Source organism: Streptomyces bluensis (genome assembly GCF_014650715.1).
GTDB lineage: Bacteria > Actinomycetota > Actinomycetes > Streptomycetales > Streptomycetaceae > Streptomyces > Streptomyces bluensis.
In genome coordinates, this window is record NZ_BMVM01000020.1 from 89,126 (window position 1) to 106,906 (window position 17,781).

At 71.1% G+C, this 17,781-nt stretch carries 15 protein-coding genes; 12 read left to right on the forward strand and 3 right to left on the reverse strand.

What is annotated here, in order from left to right; all coding sequences use genetic code 11:
• The first annotated feature begins 11 nt into the window (after nt 1-11).
• Genes IE262_RS33535 through IE262_RS33550 form a run of 4 tightly spaced genes read left to right on the forward strand, consistent with a single transcriptional unit; the run spans nt 12 to nt 7,340 of the window.
• Nucleotides 12-2,168, forward strand: coding sequence for a bifunctional glycosyltransferase/CDP-glycerol:glycerophosphate glycerophosphotransferase (locus IE262_RS33535; RefSeq protein WP_189879034.1), 2,157 nt, complete (start codon nt 12-14; stop codon nt 2,166-2,168).
• A 13-nt stretch (nt 2,169-2,181) separates the two neighbouring features.
• Nucleotides 2,182-4,386, forward strand: a complete 2,205-nt coding sequence (locus IE262_RS33540) for a bifunctional glycosyltransferase/CDP-glycerol:glycerophosphate glycerophosphotransferase (RefSeq protein WP_189879036.1) — start codon at nt 2,182-2,184, stop codon at nt 4,384-4,386.
• Nucleotides 4,383-5,678 (forward strand): glycosyltransferase family protein, encoded by a 1,296-nt coding sequence (locus IE262_RS33545; protein ID WP_229877751.1) that lies wholly within the window; start codon nt 4,383-4,385, stop codon nt 5,676-5,678. Before IE262_RS33540 ends, IE262_RS33545 begins: the two co-directional genes overlap by 4 nt.
• 30 nt (nt 5,679-5,708) lie before the next feature.
• Nucleotides 5,709-7,340 carry a hypothetical protein gene (locus IE262_RS33550; RefSeq protein WP_189879038.1) on the forward strand — a complete coding sequence of 544 codons (1,632 nt, stop codon included), beginning with the start codon at nt 5,709-5,711 and terminating at the stop codon, nt 7,338-7,340.
• 80 nt (nt 7,341-7,420) lie between these two features.
• Here the strand turns inward: IE262_RS33550 and IE262_RS33555 are convergent, their stop codons facing one another.
• Nucleotides 7,421-7,834, reverse strand: coding sequence for an organic hydroperoxide resistance protein (locus tag IE262_RS33555; RefSeq protein WP_134035249.1), 414 nt, complete (start codon nt 7,832-7,834; stop codon nt 7,421-7,423).
• 140 nt (nt 7,835-7,974) lie between these two features.
• Here IE262_RS33555 and IE262_RS33560 point away from each other — a divergent pair, with 140 nt between their 5' ends.
• From IE262_RS33560 to IE262_RS33585, 6 genes are all read left to right on the forward strand, one after another.
• Nucleotides 7,975-8,499, forward strand: a complete 525-nt coding sequence (locus tag IE262_RS33560; protein ID WP_189879040.1) for a MarR family winged helix-turn-helix transcriptional regulator — start codon at nt 7,975-7,977, stop codon at nt 8,497-8,499.
• Nucleotides 8,500-8,769: 270 nt separating this feature from the next.
• On the forward strand, nt 8,770-9,978 hold the full coding sequence (locus IE262_RS33565) for a glycosyltransferase 87 family protein (RefSeq protein WP_229877755.1): 1,209 nt from the start codon (nt 8,770-8,772) through the stop codon (nt 9,976-9,978).
• A 56-nt stretch (nt 9,979-10,034) separates the two neighbouring features.
• A complete protein-coding gene (locus tag IE262_RS33570; RefSeq protein WP_189879044.1) occupies nt 10,035-11,630 on the forward strand; it encodes a glycosyltransferase family 2 protein in 1,596 nt (531 codons plus the stop codon).
• Between the two features lie 102 nt (nt 11,631-11,732).
• Complete coding sequence (gene galE / locus IE262_RS33575; protein ID WP_134035237.1) at nt 11,733-12,728, forward strand: UDP-glucose 4-epimerase GalE; 996 nt, start codon at nt 11,733-11,735, stop codon at nt 12,726-12,728.
• A gap of 243 nt (nt 12,729-12,971) precedes the next feature.
• Nucleotides 12,972-13,520, forward strand: a complete 549-nt coding sequence (locus tag IE262_RS33580; protein ID WP_189879046.1) for a hypothetical protein — start codon at nt 12,972-12,974, stop codon at nt 13,518-13,520.
• 264 nt (nt 13,521-13,784) lie between these two features.
• On the forward strand, nt 13,785-14,429 hold the full coding sequence (locus tag IE262_RS33585) for a dihydrofolate reductase family protein (RefSeq protein ID WP_189879048.1): 645 nt from the start codon (nt 13,785-13,787) through the stop codon (nt 14,427-14,429).
• Between the two features lie 155 nt (nt 14,430-14,584).
• Here IE262_RS33585 and IE262_RS33590 read toward each other — a convergent pair whose 3' ends face one another.
• Entirely contained in the window at nt 14,585-15,547 is a 963-nt protein-coding gene (locus tag IE262_RS33590; RefSeq protein WP_189879088.1) for a zinc-dependent alcohol dehydrogenase family protein, read from the reverse strand.
• A 135-nt stretch (nt 15,548-15,682) separates the two neighbouring features.
• On the opposite strand from IE262_RS33590, the gene IE262_RS33595 reads away from it, so the two are divergent.
• Nucleotides 15,683-16,318 carry a TetR/AcrR family transcriptional regulator gene (locus IE262_RS33595; protein ID WP_189879089.1) on the forward strand — a complete coding sequence of 212 codons (636 nt, stop codon included), beginning with the start codon at nt 15,683-15,685 and terminating at the stop codon, nt 16,316-16,318.
• 3 nt (nt 16,319-16,321) lie between these two features.
• Here IE262_RS33595 and IE262_RS33600 read toward each other — a convergent pair whose 3' ends face one another.
• Entirely contained in the window at nt 16,322-16,738 is a 417-nt protein-coding gene (locus tag IE262_RS33600; protein WP_189879050.1) for an ATP-binding protein, read from the reverse strand.
• Between the two features lie 187 nt (nt 16,739-16,925).
• Here IE262_RS33600 and IE262_RS33605 point away from each other — a divergent pair, with 187 nt between their 5' ends.
• Entirely contained in the window at nt 16,926-17,777 is an 852-nt protein-coding gene (locus IE262_RS33605; RefSeq protein ID WP_189879052.1) for a helix-turn-helix domain-containing protein, read from the forward strand.
• The last annotated feature ends 4 nt before the right edge of the window (nt 17,778-17,781 follow it).

Sequence of the window (17,781 nt, forward strand, 5' to 3'; positions counted from 1 at the left end):
GGGAGGACAGAATGCCCCGCCTCAGCATCATCGTCCCCACGCATGGCGTCGAGGGGCGGCTGTACCTGGCCCTGGACTCGGTCCTCACCCAGTCCTTCGGCGACTTCGAGCTGATCCCGGTCCAGGGCGCCCCCGACGCCCCGGCGGCCACGGTGACCGCCGCGTACGCCGAGCGGGACTGCCGCGTCGCCCCGGTCGACTCGCCGCCGTCGGCCGGGCTGAGCGGAGCGCGGAACGCGGGCATGGCGGCGGCCTGCGGCACCTACCTGCTGTTCCTCGACGGCGACGACACGCTGGCGCCGGGCGCGCTGGCGGCGCTGGATGCCCGGCTGTCGTCGTCCGGCGAACCCGACGTCCTGTACTTCGACCACGAGCGGGTGCCCTGGTGGGACGGCGAGCCGACCACGCCCCGGCTGAAGGGGGCTCAGGTCCCGGCCTGGAGCGCGGCGTACCGGCGGGCGTTCGTCGGCGAGCAGCAGCTGGCCTTCCCCTCCGGTCACTTCACGGACGTCGGCTGGAGCGGGCTGGTCGCGCTCACCGCCGAGAAGACGGCCGAGCTGCGTTCGGTGTGCGTACGGCATCTGGTGCGCCGGCAGGGCAGCCGGCTGAACGCGCCGGGTGAGCACCAGCTCGACCTGCTCGACCAGGTGGAGCTGGTGCTGTCACGGGCGGTCGCCGAGCGCGGGCTGTCCCAGGCGCTGTTCGAGCAGCTCTTCGCGGCCGTGCTGCGGACGGCGGCGCGCCCCGAGCTGCTGCCCGCGGACCGGCGCCGTGCCTTCTTCAGCCGGGCGGCCCGGCTCCACCGGCGCCATCGCCCGGCCGGGTTCCGTCCCCCTGCGGGCAGCCTCGGGGCGCAGCACCGGCTGCTCGCGGCGGGCGCGTACACCGTGTTCCACACGCTGCGCGCCACCAACCAGGCCGCCGAGAAGGCCGTACGACGGCTGCCGCGTGCCCGGCGCCTGCGCACCCGTGCGCTGTACGCCGCGCACCTGCGCCGCCCGCTCGACGAGAACCTCGCGGTGTACTGCGCGTACTGGGGCCGCGGCTACACCTGCAATCCGGCCGCGATCCACGCCAAGGCCCGGGAACTCGCCCCGCATCTGCGTTCGGTGTTCCTGGTCGAGCCCGACGTGGTGGACGCGCTGCCGAAGTATCCCGGCGACATCGAGTACGCCGTCATGGGCAGCCCGCGCTACTGGGAGGTGCTCGCCCGCGCCAAGTACCTGGTGAACAACGCCAACTTCGCGGACGCCGTCGTCAAACGCCCCGGCAGTGTGCACCTCCAGACCCAGCACGGCACGCCGCTCAAGACGATGGGCGTCGACCAGTCCACGTACCAGGTGGTGGCCGCCACGACCGGCAGCTTCACCAAGCTCCTGGCCCGTGTGGACCGCTGGGACTACAACCTCTCCGCCAACCGGCACTCCACGGAGGTGTGGGAGCGGGCCTTCCCGGGGGCGTACGAGCAGCTGGAGTACGGCTATCCGCGCAACGACGTCTACTACACGGCGACGGCCGAGGACGTGGCCCGGGTCCGGCGCGAGCTGGGCGTCCCCGAGGGCAAGGTGGCGCTGCTGTACGCGCCCACCCACCGCGACCACGCGACCGGGTTCGACTCCGGGCTCGACCTGGAGGCGTTCTGCGAGGCGGTCGGCGACCGGTTCGTCGTCCTCCTGCGCGCCCACTACTTCTACGACCGGGGCGGGCCCGCGAGGAGCGTCGGCCGCATCCTCGACGTCACGCACCACCCCTCGTCCGAGGACGTCTGTCTCGCGGCCGACGCGCTGGTCACGGACTACTCGTCGATCATGTTCGACTACGCCAACCTGGACCGGCCGATCGTCGTGTACGCGGACGACTGGGAGGTCTACCGGGAGACGCGGGGCGTCTGCTTCGACCTCATGGAGACGCCGCCCGGCCCGGTGGCGCGGACGCCCGAGGAGCTGGCGTGTCTCTTCCGTGACGGCCGTTACGCGGACGCGGAGGCCGCCGCGCTGCGGGCCGTGTTCCGGGAGCGGTTCTGCCAGTTCGACGACGGGCTGGCCGCGGAGCGGGTGGTGCGCCGGGTGCTGCTCGGCCAGCCGCCCGAGTCGATTCCGCCCGTGGTCCCGCTCGGGCGGCGCGTCCCCGCTCCCGCCCCCGCACGGACGTGCCCGACCGCCTCGTAAGGAGCCCACGGCAGTGCCCCGCTTCAGTGTCATCGTCCCCGTCCACAACGTGCGGGGCTTCCTGCGCGAGTGCCTCGACTCGGTGCTGCGGCAGTCGTACACCGATCTGGAGGTGATCGCGGTCGACGACTGCTCGCCGGACGGCAGCGGGGAGATCCTCGACGCCTACGCGGCCCTCGATCCTCGGGTGCGGGTGCTGCACCTGCCGGAGAACGTGGGGCTCGGCCGGGCGCGCAACGCGGGAATGCCGCACGCCACCGGGGACTTCCTGCTGTTCCTCGACAGCGACGACACGCTCACCCCGGGCGCGCTGCGCGCGATCGCCGACCGGCTGGAGGAGACCGGCGACCCGGACGTGCTGGTCTTCGACTACGCGCGCACGTACTGGTGGGGCGGCACCCGGCGCAACGGCCTCGCGCACCTGCTGACCGGCCGGAGCGACACGTTCACCGCCGACGAGTACCCGGAGGTCATGGAACTGCTGATGGTGGTGTGGAACAAGGCGTACCGGCGGGAGTTCGTCGAGCGCGAGGGCTTCGCCTTCCCGCCCGGGTACTACGAGGACACGCCCTGGACGTTCCCGGTGCTGCTCACCGCCGGCTCGATCGCCCTGCTGGACCGGATCTGTGTCGCGTACCGGCAGCGTCGGCAGGGCAACATCCTGTCCACCACCAGCCGTAAGCACTTCGACCTGCTCGACCAGTACGAGCGGGTCTTCGCCTTTGTCGGCTCCCGGCCGCGGCTGGCGGGCTGGCGGGGGTATCTGCGTCACAAGATGGGCGAGCACTGTCTGGACGTCCTCGCCAAGCCGGACCGGCTGCCGCCCGAGGACAGGGCGGAGTTCTTCCGGCGGACGGCGGAGCTGTTCCGGAAGTACCGGGTCGCGGGTCCCGTACCCGCCGAACTGCGGGTCCTGGAGGGCAGCTGGGCGGGCTACCGGGTGCGGCAGCAGGCGGCCCGCGTGGTCCGGGCGCTCGGCGAACGCGGGCAGCCGGTGCGTGCGGCGGCCGCGGGCCGGGTCAGGTCGGCGGTGTCCTTCGTGCACGAGCACCGGTCGCTGGACCCGAACCTGGCGGTGTACTCGGCGTTCTCGCACCAGGGCGTCCTCGGCGATCCGGCCGCCGTCCACCGGGCCGCCCGTGACCTCGCCCCGCACATCCGCGCGGTGTGGGTGGTGCGCCCGGAGCAGGTGCCGTCGCTGCCGCCGGACATCGAGTACGTCCTCCCGGACTCACCGGACTTCCGCCGGGTGACCGCGCGGGCCACGTACTTCGTCAACAACGTCAACTGGCCCACCACGCTGGTGAAACGCCCCGGCACCGTCCACATCCACACCCACCAGGGCACCCCGCTCAAGTATCTGGGGGCCGATCTGCTGGGCAAGCCCGGTGCCCGGTTCGGAGTGGACGTGCCGCAGATGCTGCGCCGCTCCGACCGCTGGGACTTCAGCCTGGTCGCCAACCGCCACTCCGAGCTGGTGTGGAGCCGCGCCTTCCCGTGCCGGTTCAGCTCGCTGCGGTCCGGCAGCCCGCGCAACGACGTCCTGGTGAACGCCAAGCCGGACAGCGGTGCCGAGGTCCGCGCCCGGCTCGGCATCCCGGACGGGAACACGGTGGTGCTGTACGCGCCGACGCGCCGTGACTACCGGCGCGGCGGCTACGTGGAGCGTTTCGACCTCGCGCGATTCGCCGCTGACCTGGGCGCGGGCCGCACCCTGGTCGTCCGGCTGCACCCGTCGCTCGCGGACGGTCCGGCGCGCGGTTTCGGTCTGGCCGAGCTGCACCGGCGGGGCGTCGTCGTCGACGCGACGGACGAGCCGCACGTCGAGGACGTGATGCTCGCCTCCGACGTGCTGGTGACGGACTACTCGGCCCTGATGTTCGACTACGCCAACCTGGACCGGCCCATCGTGCTCCACACGGACGACTGGGGCGCGTTCACGGCGAGCCGGGGCGCGTACTTCGACATCAGGGCCGACGCGCCCGGCCATGTTTCGCATACCTACCGGGAGTTGGCGTGGCTGTTGAGATCGGGGGCGTGGAAGGACGAGGAGTCGGCGCGGCTGCGCGAGGGGTTCCGGGCGCGGTTCTGCGAGTTCGACGACGGGCGGGCGGCCGAGCGGGTCGTACGGATGCTGATGCTGGGGGAGCCGGACGTGCCCGCGGTGCCCGCGCCGCCGCCCGCCGTGTCCGCCGAGGCCCCCGTGGAGTCGGCATGAGACCGCGCACCTGGGTGCTGGCCCTGGCCGCCCTCTTCGCACTCCTCCAACTCGCGGGCGTCACCGGCCGGGACACGCCCGACAGCAAGAACTACGTGTCGTACGCGCTCGATCTGCGGGGCGACTCCAAGCGCGAGGCCGCGGCCGGCGCCATCGACTGGACGTGCGCGGGACGGGCCTCCATCGCGCGGCGGAACCAGAGCGCCGACCCGGCTCGCTTCCATGCCCCCGACCCGACCGCGCGGGTCACCGACAAGTGCCGGGAGGAGCTGTGGCGTGAGGTGGACAAGCGGCTGCGGGCCGGGCAGACGGGCGGGCACATCGCGCCGTTCGCGAACGAGCGGTTCATGCGGATCTTCGAGGTGCGGCCCGGGTATCCCCTGCTGCTGGTGCCGTTCATCACGGTGTTCGGCGTGACGTGGGGCGTCTGGCTGGTGAGCGTGCTCATGGCGGTGACCGGGGGCGTCCTGGCGTTCCTGGTGCTGCGGACGCTGGGCGCGCCCCTGGTGGTCGCGCTCACCGGGCAGGCCCTCTTCTACGTCCTGCCGTGCGGTACGACAGCGATGCGCCCCATGACGGAGGGGCTGATGCTGGCGCTGACGCTGGCGGCGCTGTGGGGGTGCGCGCTGGCGATCGGGGGAAGGGGGCGGGCGGGCGCCGCCCTGGTCGGCGGATCGTTGGTGCTGCTGTTCACGGTGAAGCACTCGCAGGCGATGTTCCTCGCGGTGTGCCTGGCGGCGGCGTGCGCGGTGACCGCCGTACGGCGCAGGGAGCTCGACCGGCCACGGCTGCTGATCGGGTCCGTGGCGGTCGTCGGTGCCCTGGCGACGGTCGTGGCCGCCGGGCTGCTGCACTACCCGTCCAGCTCCGACAGCGTCCAGGACCTGCTCACCCATCACTACAACAGGCCCGACCGGGCCCGGCCGTGGCCGGAGTTCCTGCACCTGGAGCTCAACTTCTGGGTGGAGTGGCTGCGCCGGCAGTTCTGGGAGCCGCTGTTCCTGACGGCGCTGGTGGCGGGGGCGTGGGGGGTGGTGCGGCAGCGGCCGGCCTTCGCGGGGTTCCTGTTCGCGGCGGCGGGCACGGGGTTCCTCACCCATGCGGCGCATCCCAACATCACCATCTGGGGCGGCCGGCTGATCGTGCTGGCGTGGCTGCTGCCGGTGATCGGGCTGCCGCTGCTGCTGGAGCGGGTGATGCGGGGGAAGGACGGGCGGGCGGCGGGCGCTGTCACGGCGCCGGGTCTGTCCGGGCGGGACACCCGGTCACCCGATGAGGTGACGCGCGGCTAAGCCGTTGACCCCCAGGGGAATAGACGGCAAATGCCCCAAACAGCTCAACCAGGCCAGAACGGTATCCCTGCCGGCGTACGGCGCCCCGCGCACGGTGTCACGGCCGTGCGCGGCGGCCGCACCTGGCGCACCTGGCATACCTGGCATACCTGGCGCCCCAGCCCGTACGCCGTCTTCGGCGGCCTGTTCTGGCTGGTGATGACGCTGGCGTACTGGCGGGTCCCGCTGTGCTGCGACGCCGGCCAGCACGCGGCGGTCGTCGAGCGCCTCAAGGCCGACCTGCTCCACCCCGCCCATCCGATGGCGGACCTGCCGGGCGCGGGCAGCCCGTACTACTCGCCGTACGCCGTCGTGCAGGGCGCCCTCGCGCGGCTGACCGGGCTGTCGGGCTGGGAGGCGGTGAGGCTCGCCGCTCCGGTGAACCTGGCGGTGCTGCTGACGGGGATCGGCCGCTTCGTACGGACGCTGACGCCCCGCCCGTGGGCGCCGGTCCTCGCCGTGCTGTTCATGACGCTGCTGTGGGGCACCGAGCGGGTGCTGTGGAGCGGTTACCTCGGGCTGATGTCGATGACGACGAACCTCGGCTATCCGTCGACGTTCGCCATCGGGCTGACCTTCTGGGCATGGGCGATGACGGGCACGCGCGCGCGTGGAGCATCGCGTGGAGCACCACGTGGGGCATGTTCGTGGCGGGGGCACGCCGGACTCGGCGTCCTGTACGGCCTGATCGTGCTGGTCCATCCGATCAGCGCGGTCGCGTCGCTGACGGGGGCGGTCGCGATCGTGGTGGCGTGGCAGCGCTCGTGGCGCGTCCCGGTCGTGGGCCGGTGGGCACTGACCGGGGCGGTCGCCCTGGGGGTCGCCGTGGTGTGGCCGTACTACGACGTGCTGGCGCTGCCGGGGAACACGGGTGTGGACGCCATCCACCGGCGCCTGTACGAGCACATGGGCGGCCACTTCTGGCTGGCCCTGCTCGGGGTGCCCGCGCTGTGGGCCCGTGCGCGGCGGGCGGGCGGCGGGCGCTGGTGGCGGGCCGGGCGGGACCCGTTGGTGCTGATGTTCGCGCTGGAGTGCCTGGTGGTGGCGTACGGCTGGACGAGCGGCCACTACACGTACGGCAGGATCCTGGGGCTCACGGCGGTGCCCCCGCAGCTCGCGCTGGCCGTGGAGTTGGCGGCGCCCCGGCCGTGGGAGTGGGCGAGGCGGGCGCTGGGCGCGGCCGCTGCCGCCGGGGTGTGCGTCGGGTTCCTCGCGCAGGCGGGGGCGGTGGTGCCTCGTGCGCTGGACCCGGTGGGGTTCGCACAGCCGCCGCAGTGGCCGGGGTACGGATGGGCGGCCCGGCACATCGGGCCCGGCGAGGTGGTGATCACCGACGGGTACTACGCCGGTCACGCCATCGCCGGGTACGGGCCGAACCTGGTCGCGCCCGCCTGGCCCGACCCCGCCCTGGACGAGCGGGAGCGGGCGCGACGGCTCGCCGACGTCCGCGCCTACCTCGACCCGGCGTCCACCCGCGCCGAGCGCACCGCCATCGCCCGGCGTTACCACGTGCGCTGGCTACTCCTCACGCGGTGGCGGAAGGTGCCGGAGGAGGCGGTGGTGGTGGACCGGAACCGGCGGACGGGGGAGGTGCTGGCGAGGCTGGGGGCGGCACGGGGCTGAGTCAGTACTCGATGGCGAGCCCGTTGCTCGACGGCGAGCCCCTTACTCGGCCACGAGCCCCTTACTCGGCCACGAGCCCTTTACTCGATGACGAGTTCGACCGGGATGTTGCCGCGGGTGGCGTTGGAGTAGGGGCAGACCTGGTGGGCCTGCTCGACGAGCTTGCGGCCGGTCGCCTCGTCCACGGAGTCCGGCAGCTCCACGCGCAGCGTCACCTTGAGGGCGAAGCCCTCACCCTGCTTGCCGATGCCGACCTCGGCGGTCACCGCGGCCTCGCTGACGTCGACCTTCGCCTGACGGCCGATGAGCCCCAGGGCGCTGCCGAAGCAGGCGGCGTATCCCGCGGCGAAGAGCTGTTCCGGGTTCGTGCCCTGGCCGTCGCCACCCAGCTCCGTCGGCAGGCTCAGCGCGAGGTCGATCTTGCCGTCGGAGGTGACGGCGCGACCCTCGCGGCCGTGGGTGGCGGTGGCGACAGCGGTGTAGATCGCATCCATGGGAAAACCATCCCTCTCGGAGTTCACGTTCGGCTCGACGTTCATGTCCGGCGGCTCGGTCCGGCCGCCCGCACGGCACGATTAGAGCACGCAATTCAATTGTGCACAACTAAATGACACACCGGAGGTACTCTCGACCCATGACCCCGACCCCGACCTCAGCCACCGACCCGGCCTCGGTCTCGCCCTCGGTCCCCGACGCGGACCTCCTGCGCCTCGACAAACAGATCTGCTTCTCGCTGCACGCGGCCTCGCGCGCCTTCAACGGCGTCTACCGCGTCCTCCTCAAGGACCTCGGCCTCACCTACCCGCAGTACCTGGTGATGCTGGTGCTGTGGGAGCGGGGCGAGTTGCCCGTGAAGAAGCTGGGCGAACACCTGCGCCTCGACTCCGGCACGCTGTCGCCGCTGCTGAAGCGACTGGAGGCGGCCGGTCTGGTGCGGCGCGAGCGCAGCGCACGCGACGAGCGGTCGGTGGAGGTGCGGCCGACCGAGGAGGGCCTGGCGCTGCGCGAACGGGCCCTGGAAGTACCGCGCCGGATCATGGCGGCGACGAGCTTCGACCTCGACGAACTGCGCGATCTGCACACCCGCCTCGACCGCCTGACGGCCGCGCTGGACGGGGCGGCACTGGAGGAGACGCCAGGCTGCGCCTCGCAGCCCTGACCTCGCGGGCTTGCGCACCTGTTGGTGGCGACAGGCGGCGTATCGCCATGAATGTGGCATTTGACCGACTTACGATCCGGTCTGATGACACGCCGAATCCAGCCTCGAAGAACCCAGCCCCGGAGAATCCGGGACCGGAGAACCCAGCCCCGAACCCGCAGCCGACCCGGGCGACCCAGCCGACCCGGGCGACCCGAGCGGCCCGGCCGCTCCGAAGTCCGCCCCCGGTTGCTCGCCCTCGCCGCGGCCTGGGCGGTCACCCGCGCCCTGATGCTGTGGCTGCTCGCCCACAACCACCACCCCCTGCTCGGCGGCGGCGGTGTCGCGGGTGAGGTGTACCGGCTGTACGCCCGCTGGTACGGCGTCCTCTCGGGCGGCGCGTACCCGGAGGGCGACCCGCTCTGGCAGTACCCACCGGGCGCCGGACCGCTGCTGCTCGCGCCCGGGGCGCTGCCGGGGCTGACGTACTTCCAGGCCTTCGTGGCCCTCACCGTCGCCGCGGACGCCGTCGTCACGGTCGCCCTCACGCGCGCGGGAACGCGCCCCGCCGGGCGCAGCCTGAGCGGGGCCGCGCTGTGGACCGCAGGGCTGCCGGTCATGCTGTACCTGCCGCTGGTGCGGTACGACGTGCTGGTCACGGCGTGCGCCGTCATCGCCCTGTTGACGTTTTCGCGCTCCACGCGCGCGTGCGGGGCGTTCGCCGCGCTGGGTGCCCTGGCGAAGGTCTGGCCCGCGCTGACGCTGATCGGCACACCGAGGGGCCGTACGACGAAGGAGGCGTGGGCGGCCGCCGCGGTCACCACGGCGGTGCTGCTGGGGACGCTCGCCGTGCTCTTCAGGACGCCGTTCGACTTCTTACGCCAGCAGGGCCACCGCGGTGTGCAGATCGAGTCGCTCGGCGGCACGGCTCTCGGTCTCGCCCGCCGCGCGGGCTGGGACGGGGACGTGCGGTACCGGTACGGCGCGATGGAGTTCGTGGGGCCGTACGTGGCGGAGGTCGCGGCTCTCTCGCTCGCCCTCACCGTCGCCGCCTTCGGCGCCCTGCTGCTGTGGCGGACGCGCGCCCGCCGCTGGTCGCCTGCGACCCCGTACGACGCCGCGCTGAGCGCCGTGCTGCTCTTCACGGTCACCAGCCGGGTGATCAGCCCGCAGTACATGGTGTGGCTGCTGGGGCTGGCCGCCGTGTGCCTGACCTCGCGGCACACCACGCAACGCGCGGTGGCCGTGCTGATCGTGGCGGCGACGGCGGTCAGCGCGGTGACGTATCCCGTGCTCTACCAGGAGGTCGTCGGCAGCACCTGGACGGGCTGCCTGCTGATGCTCGTACGCAATGGCCTGCTGACGGCCGCGGCGGTCCTGTCCTTCGTACGGCTGTGGCGGGGCACGGCCGCCGGCCCGCGACATCAGGACGACTCGGAATCCAGCAGCCCGGAACGGAACCCGAGCCGTATTCCTGCCATCTTCCCCACAAGAGGCTAAGTACCTCTTAAACGGGAAAACGACAACAACATCAACTATTCCGACTCGTGGGAGCCATGGACCCTCACCACTCGCAGGTCAGCGTCGTCGTCATCGGATACGACGACGCCACCCATGTGGCGGGCGCGGTCCGCTCGGCGCTCGCGCAGGGCCCGGCCGTGCGTGAGGTGATCGCGGTCGACGACTGCTCGACGGACGGCAGCGCGGAGCTGCTTCAGCGGCTGGCCGCCGCCGAACCGCGACTGCGGGTGATCCGCCGCCGGGTCAACAGCGGCGGCTGCGGCACCCCGCGCAACGACGGCATCGAGGCCGCGACAGCCCCGTACGTGATGTTCCTGGACAGCGACGACGTGCTGCCGCCCGGTGCGGTGGACGCGCTGCTGCGCGCGGCGGCCGAGCAGGACGCGGACGTCGCGGCGGGCCTGTGCGTGCGCCGGGAGCTGCCGTCCGGGCGCGAGACCCCGTGGCAGCCCGAGCTGTACGCGCAGCCGGCCGTGATCGCCCGCCCGTCCCGGCACACCCGCCTGGTCCACGACACGCTGTGCGTCAACAAGCTCTACCGCACCGACTTCCTGCGCCGGCACCGGATCCGCTTTCCCGACGGGCGGTTCCCGTACGAGGACTTCGTGTTCAGCGCGCGTGTGCTGGCCGCCGCCCCGCGCGTGGCGCTCGTTCCGGACACCGTCTACGTCTGGCACGTGCGGCGTTCCGCGGCCCGGCTGTCCATCTCCCTCGACCGCGCGGGCATCGACAACTGGCGGGCGCGGACGGAGGCCCACCGGCTGGCGTACGACATCCTCCTCGGTGCCGGGGAGAAGCGGCTGGCGCGGGCGGCGCGGGCGAGGTTCCTCGAACACTCGGTGCGGATGTACGCACGCGAACTCGACCAGCGCGGGGCCGAGTACCGGCGCGCGTGGTGGGCCCTCACGCGCGCGTACCTGAAGACCTTCGACGCGGCCGACTTCGCGCGGGCGCCCGCGCCGGGGCGCGTCGTGGCGCGTGTGATCCTGGCCTCCGCCGAGCCGCGCGACGTGCCCCGCCTCAAGGAACTCGCGGCCCGCCCGGCCCGGCTGACACCGCCGTACGCCCGCGCGGCCGACGGCACCCCGGTGTGGTCGGCGGACCTGCCCCAGGTGCGGCTGGACCACCTCCTCGAACGCCCCCTGCGCCTGCTGCCCGTAGCCGTCGACGCCGAACTGCGCCCCCGCGCGCGCGACACCCTGCTCCGGCTGCGCCTGCACGAGCTGTACGGGCGGCTGGGGCAGGCCGGGCCCGAGGCGGTGGACGTGGAGTTCACGCACCGGGACGACGGCCGGGTGGGGCTCGCGCGCACGGTTCCCCTCACGGCCGAGCCGGACTCCGAGAGCTGGCTGGCCACCATGCCGGTCGACCTCGGTGAGCTGGGCTCGGGCACCTGGGACCTGCGGCTGCGGCTGCGCTTCCGGGACGGCACCAGCCGGGAGACCACCGCCCACGCGCTCGCCGGGCGCGGGCTGCTGCGGCGGACGGCCGTACCGAGCGCGCGCCACGGGCTGCTCCTCGTGCAGCCGTACGCGACCCACGCCGGGGCGCTCGCGTTGCGGCTCGCGCCCGGTTGGCGAGGATTGACAGATGTCATGAGCAGACGAGCCAAACGCCTGCTTCATCAGTGACCGAGCAACCGCCTGCTTCACTGGTGCACGACCCGTAGCTGAATTGGTGGACACAAGACTGGCGCACGGCCCGTAGGAGCATGCGAGAAGGGACGGCTGTCCATGACCTGGCTGATCACCGGCGGCGCCGGCTACATCGGGGCGCACGTCGTCCGCGCCCTGCGCGAAGCGGGCGAGCGGACCGTGGTCTACGACGACCTGTCGACGGGGATCGCCGAGCGGGTGCCCGAGGGGGTGCGGCTGGTCGAGGGCTCCACGCTGGACAGCGAGCTGCTGCACCGCACCCTGACCCGGCACACCGTCACCGGCGTGATCCACCTCGCTGCGAAGAAGCAGGTCGGCGAGTCGGTCGAACAGCCGCTGCACTACTACCGGGAGAACGTCGAAGGGCTGCGCGTCCTGCTCTCCGCCGTCACCGAGGCGAGGGTGCCGTGCTTCCTCTTCTCCTCCTCGGCGGCCGTGTACGGGATGCCGTCCGACGCGCGGAACGAGCCGCTGGTGACCGAGGAGGCGCCGTGCGTGCCGATGAGCCCGTACGGCGAGACCAAGCTCGCGGGCGAGTGGCTGGTACGGGCCACGGGCAAGGCGACGGGCATGTCGACGGCGTCACTCCGCTACTTCAACGTGGCGGGAGCCGCCTCGCCCGAGCTCGCGGACGTCGGCGTCTTCAACCTCATCCCGATGGTCTTCGAGAAGCTGACCGAGGGCACGGCGCCGCGGATCTTCGGCAACGACTACCCGACGCCCGACGGCACGTGCGTCCGGGACTTCATCCACGTGGTGGACCTGGCCGAGGCCCACGTGGCGACGGCCCATCGCCTACAGGCCGCCCGCGGTACGCACCTGACCCTCAACATCGGGCGCGGTGAGGGCGTCTCGGTCCGCGAGATGATCGAACGCATCAACGCGCTCACCGGCCACGACGTGACCCCGACCGTCACCCCGCGCCGCCCCGGCGACCCCGCCCGCGTGGTCGCCTCGGCACACCGCGCCGCCGACGAGCTCGGCTGGAAGGCCCGCTACGGCGTGGAGGACATGATCTCCTCGGCGTGGGAGGGCTGGCTGCGGAGGCATCCGGGGGCGGGGCGGGGCCTATGAGGGTCCGTCGTCCTACTGAGGTACCGCCATCGACAGCTCGTTCAGGAGGTCCGCGACGGCGATTGCCGCGTTGGCCAGGATCGCTGTGACGGTGATGACGCGTAGGCGGTGGACATGTGCCTCGCCTTTCAGTCGAACACGTCGTGAGGTCGGCGAGCCCTGCGAGGTCGGCGAGCCCTGGATGCTCACGCGGTGGGAACGGTTGGATGGTCGGTGCCGTCCGTTCCGACCGCTGGAGGTGTCGTGACCGAGCCTGTGCGAGTGCGCAGCCAGAGGGATCAGGAAGGGCAGAAACCGCAGCGCGAGCGGCGGCCGAAGGCCATCGACAACGTACGAGCCGCACTGCCCGCGCTCTGGCTGAACCTCGCACTACACGGAGAGGGTCACATCCCCGCACCATATTTCGACGCAGCTGGCGCCGTAGCCGAATCAATCAATGCCGACCCGGACTGGCGCACCTGGTGGTCCAGCGCAGAGCGGGGTGAGCTCACGATCGAGATCGAGTTCGGTGACCGCTACGGGCGCAGCAGCGTCGCCGTACGGAGAGGCCAGGTCTGGGCTTCGTTTCACCTTGAGGCGTCGCGCTTCAAAGGTCGCGCCCCAGGCGCTCTCACCTATCTTGCCTGCACTGACATGACAGCTTTCACGCAGGTATCGGCGGAGTTGGCCATGGTCGCACCGCCGGCGCTTCCGCTTCCCTCCAACGCGACGCCTCCGACACCCAAGAGCGAAGCAGCCCGCGAACGACTGGCTGAGTTGCGCAGACGTCACCGGGCGAGGCCAAAGATGTAGCTCCCGACCGGGGGCCTGCCAGTGCTCTGACCGGGGCGGTTCGCCGGGTTGGCGCTTGTGTGACGTCCGTTGCGACGCAGGTGAGTGTCGCGCGGCCACCCCGATGCCGTCCGCGTCCGCCACGGCCACACCGCCGGCGGGGCCGCTTCCTACGTGCCTTGGAAAAAGTTGTGGGCCGCTGTCGATCCGGCCATGTCCCGTTCGACGTCATGATGTGCGGCGCCTCGCCACACGATGACGCGACAGGACCTGACGAGGAGACACGTGGATCAACTACTGCGAGTTATGAACTTCAACGTATCGAGTGACGGAATCGGTGCCGGCGAGCACCAGAGTCTCAAACTGCCGTTCGGCCACGACCATCCGGAGAAGCTGTTCGCCTGGGCCGGGGCCACGGCAAGCTGGCCCATGCGCACGGATCCCGGCGGGAGCCGGGGCCTCGACGACTACTTCACGCGAGACTTCGCACGCAACATCGGTGCCGAGATCATGGGCCGCAACAAGTTCGGGCCGCAGCGCGGGCCCTGGCCGGACCATGAGTGGCGCGGCTGGTGGGGGGAGAAGCCCCCGTTCCGCACGCCGGTGTTCGTCATGACCCACCATGAGCGTCCGTCGTTCACGCTCTGCGACACCACGTTCCACTTCGTTGGCGGCGCCCCGGCCATGGTCCTCGAACGGGCGCGGGAAGCGGCGCAGGGCAAGGACGTCCGACTAGGCGGCGGGGTCACCACCATCCGGCAGTTCCTTGCTGCTGACCTCGTCGACACCATGCATGTGGCGGTCTCGCCGGTAAAGCTCGGGTCCGGACTACGACTCTGGGAGTCCCCCGATGAACTGCTCGACCGATTCCACCTGGAGGTCGTGCCCAGCCCGAGCGGCGTGACACACCACCTGTTCTGGCGAAAGTGACGCGAGAGCCCACTCGATCGAGTTCAGGTTGCGACTGTGAGGGGGCGCCCGCCCCATCGGATGCCCTTCTCACCACGGATGCGGGCGCGTTCCTTGCGTGGGGCGGCGAGTACGTCGGGGTGGCGGGCCCGAGGACAGGTACGAAGTGATCGACGTCACGGTGTCAGCACGATCCTGCCGAACACCTCGCCGGCGTCCATCTTCCGGTGTGCCGGCGCGGCTTGCTCCAACGGCAGCAGCTCGTGCACCACCAGTTGGAGTTCGCCACGACTCGCGGCAGCGAACTGCTCGGTCCTCACCGCACGTCGATCGGGTTCGCTCACGGTGTCGGCGCTGAAGGTGGCAAACGACATCGACTTCTTGAACGCCGCCATCATGTTCGCGCCGAAGTCCGCCGGCGGCTGTCCTCCTACCGCGCCGATGGCCACCATGCGACCGTTCGGGTTGAGCTTGTCGAAGAACGAGGGCATGTCCACACCGGCGACGATGTCGATGATGACGTCGTAACCCGTGGGAGCGTCTTCTCCTCCTTCACCGGAGCGGTCCAGCACATGGGTCGCGCCGAGCTTTCGCAGGCGATCACCACGCTCGACCGACGATGTCGTGACTGCCACCGCGGCGGCACCAGCCCGAGCCGCGAGCTGGACCGTCATGATCCCCAGGCTGCCGGCCGCGCCGCGCACCAGCACCGACTCGCCCGGTGCGAAGTGGGCATGGGAAAGGCCGAAGTGGGCCACCACACCGGAGCTCCCGAGCGTCACCGCCTCGGCGGCGGAGAGGTTCGCGGGGAGGGGAAGGACCTCCTCCACCGGGGCGATCGCTTGTTCCGCGTAGCCGCCGCCCCCGCCGGTGGATGCCCACACCCGCCGGCCAATCCATGACGTGTCGACGCCGTCGCCGACTGCTGTCACCGTGCCCGCCACCTCACCGCCGGGGACATGTCCCTCCTTGAAGCCATAGGCAGCGAGAGCACCACTTCGGATCAGGACGTCGGCACCGCTGACTCCGATCGCCTCGGTGGCGATCAGCACCTGCCCGTCGGCGGGAATCGGGGCCGGGAGGTCGATGACGGCCAGGCCTTCAGGGCTTCCGAACGCCTGGATCGCGACTGCTTTCAATGTCATCTCCTGGTCTGGTCATGGGTGCGGCCAGTCATTCGAGGAACCTCGATGGACCGCACGCGAGGACGCGCAGCGTTTCCACACCTCCGGACGCTAACGGACGCCAGCGTCCACTTAAGTAAAGTGAGAGCGGTGACCGACCGTTTGCCTCACACCCTGCGTTCCGACGCCCTGGACAACCGTGAACGCATCGTCGACGCGGCCCGCTCGCTGTTCGCCACCGAGGGCCTTGACGTGCCGATGCGCGAGATCGCCCGGAAGGCCGGTGTGGGCCCCGCCACTCTGTACCGCCGTTTCCCGACCAAGCAGATGCTGGTCACCGAGGCTTTCACGGACCAGATGCGGGCGTGCCACACCATCGTCGACGAAGGGCTCACCGATCCGGATCCGTGGCGCGGATTCCGCCGTGTGATCGAGAGGATCTGCGAACTGCACGCACACAATCAGGGCTTTACCGAAGCCTTCATGACTGCCTTCCCCGACGCGATGGATTTCGCCGCGGACCGTGCGCACACGCTGAACTCGATCGCCAAGCTGGCCCACCGCGCCAAGGGCGCCGGCCACCTGCGCCCCGACTTCGTCCTGGACGACCTGATCATCATGCTCACGGCCCACAGAGGCATCCACGCCACATCGACGGCCACCCGCGTCGCGGCTTCCCGGCGCTTCGCCGCGCTGGTGATCCAGGCGTTCCAGACCTCTCCGACACACTCGCCGCTACCACCCGCGGCACGGCTCGGTGCGGGTTCCAAGGGCGGGCACGGGTGAAGCTCAGGACGCCCCGCCGTTGGGCCCCTCGCCCAGCTCGAACCAGACTCCCTTCCCCTCGTTGCTGTCGAGCCCGAGGCGCGGTGCGGGCAGCTCCGTTCCCCAGCGGCCGTCCGTGAGCGCGTCGACGATCCAGAGCCCGCGCCCCGATTCGCCGTCGTAGCCCTCGCGGAGGGCGGGGGGTGTGCGGTCCTCGTCGTAGACCGTGACGCGGACGGCCTCGCGTTCTGCGGTGAGGAGTAAGACGGCGCCCGTTCCCTTCGCGTGGACACAGGAGTTGGTGACCAACTCGGAGGTGCAGAGGGTGGCATCGTCCACGAGGGCGTCCAGCCCCAGGGCACGCAGGACGGAGGTCACGAAGTCGCGGGCGATACGGGCAGTGGTGTCCAGCGGTGGACACCTGAGGGTGTATTCGGGCATGGCTGATCAACTCCTGTATGGGGGGGAGCGCTTGGCCTCAGTGACCCAGAGTGCCTTTTGCGTCACCGAAGGTAGGGCGCAACCTATACCCGGCGCAAGCTATACCCGGAACTGGTCCCCGACCGTGTGACCCGTGCCATGCTTGCGCGGCATACTCGTTCAGCGGGACGACCAGGAGAAGAGGCGCATGCCGCCAAGGAACAACCCGACGGCCCGGCAGCAGCGCCTGGGCGCCGAACTGCGGAAGATGCGCGAGTTGGCGGGGATCAGCGCCCGAGCCGCAGCCGAGTTCCTCGGGTCGAGCCCCATGCACCAGAGCCATGTGGAGACTGGCCGCGGCGGCATCAGTGAGGACCGCATTCGTCGCTTGGCCGCGCACTGCGCGTGTGACGACGCGGCGTACGTGGATGCCTTGGTGAGCATGGCGAACGAACGCGGTAAGGGATGGTGGGAGGAGTACCGGGGAGTCGTTGCCCCGCAAGGGCTCGACATCGCGGAGTGCGAGCATCACGCCACCCGCCTCCGCACCTTCCAAGTCGCCCACATTCCGGGGCTGTTGCAGACCGAGGACCACATGCGGGCCATGTTCAGCTACATGTCGTCAGACGTGCCCAAGCGGGATCTGGACGCCTTTGTGGCGTTCCGCGCTCAGCGCCAGCAGGTTCTCGCCGGTTCGTCCGGGACGCCGTACGAAGCGGTCATCCACGAAGCAGCTCTCCGCATCCGGGTAGGTGGCCGCGGCACGGCTCGGGCCCAGCTGAAGCAGATTCTCGAACGGTCGGAGTTGGCCAACGTGACCGTACGCGTCCTACCTTTCGACACCGAGGACTTCGCCGGGAGCGGGTACTCGATGCTCTATCTGCACGGCCCCGTTCCCCAACTCGACACTGTGCAGACGGACACGGGCCATGACCCCGAGTTCTTCGACGCCGAGTCGCGCTTGCGGCAGTACCGAAAGCGTTATGAGCGAGTGATGATGGCAGCCCTCCCGCCCGCGGAATCCCGAGACCTCATCAGCCGCATCGCCCACGAGCTGTGAAAGG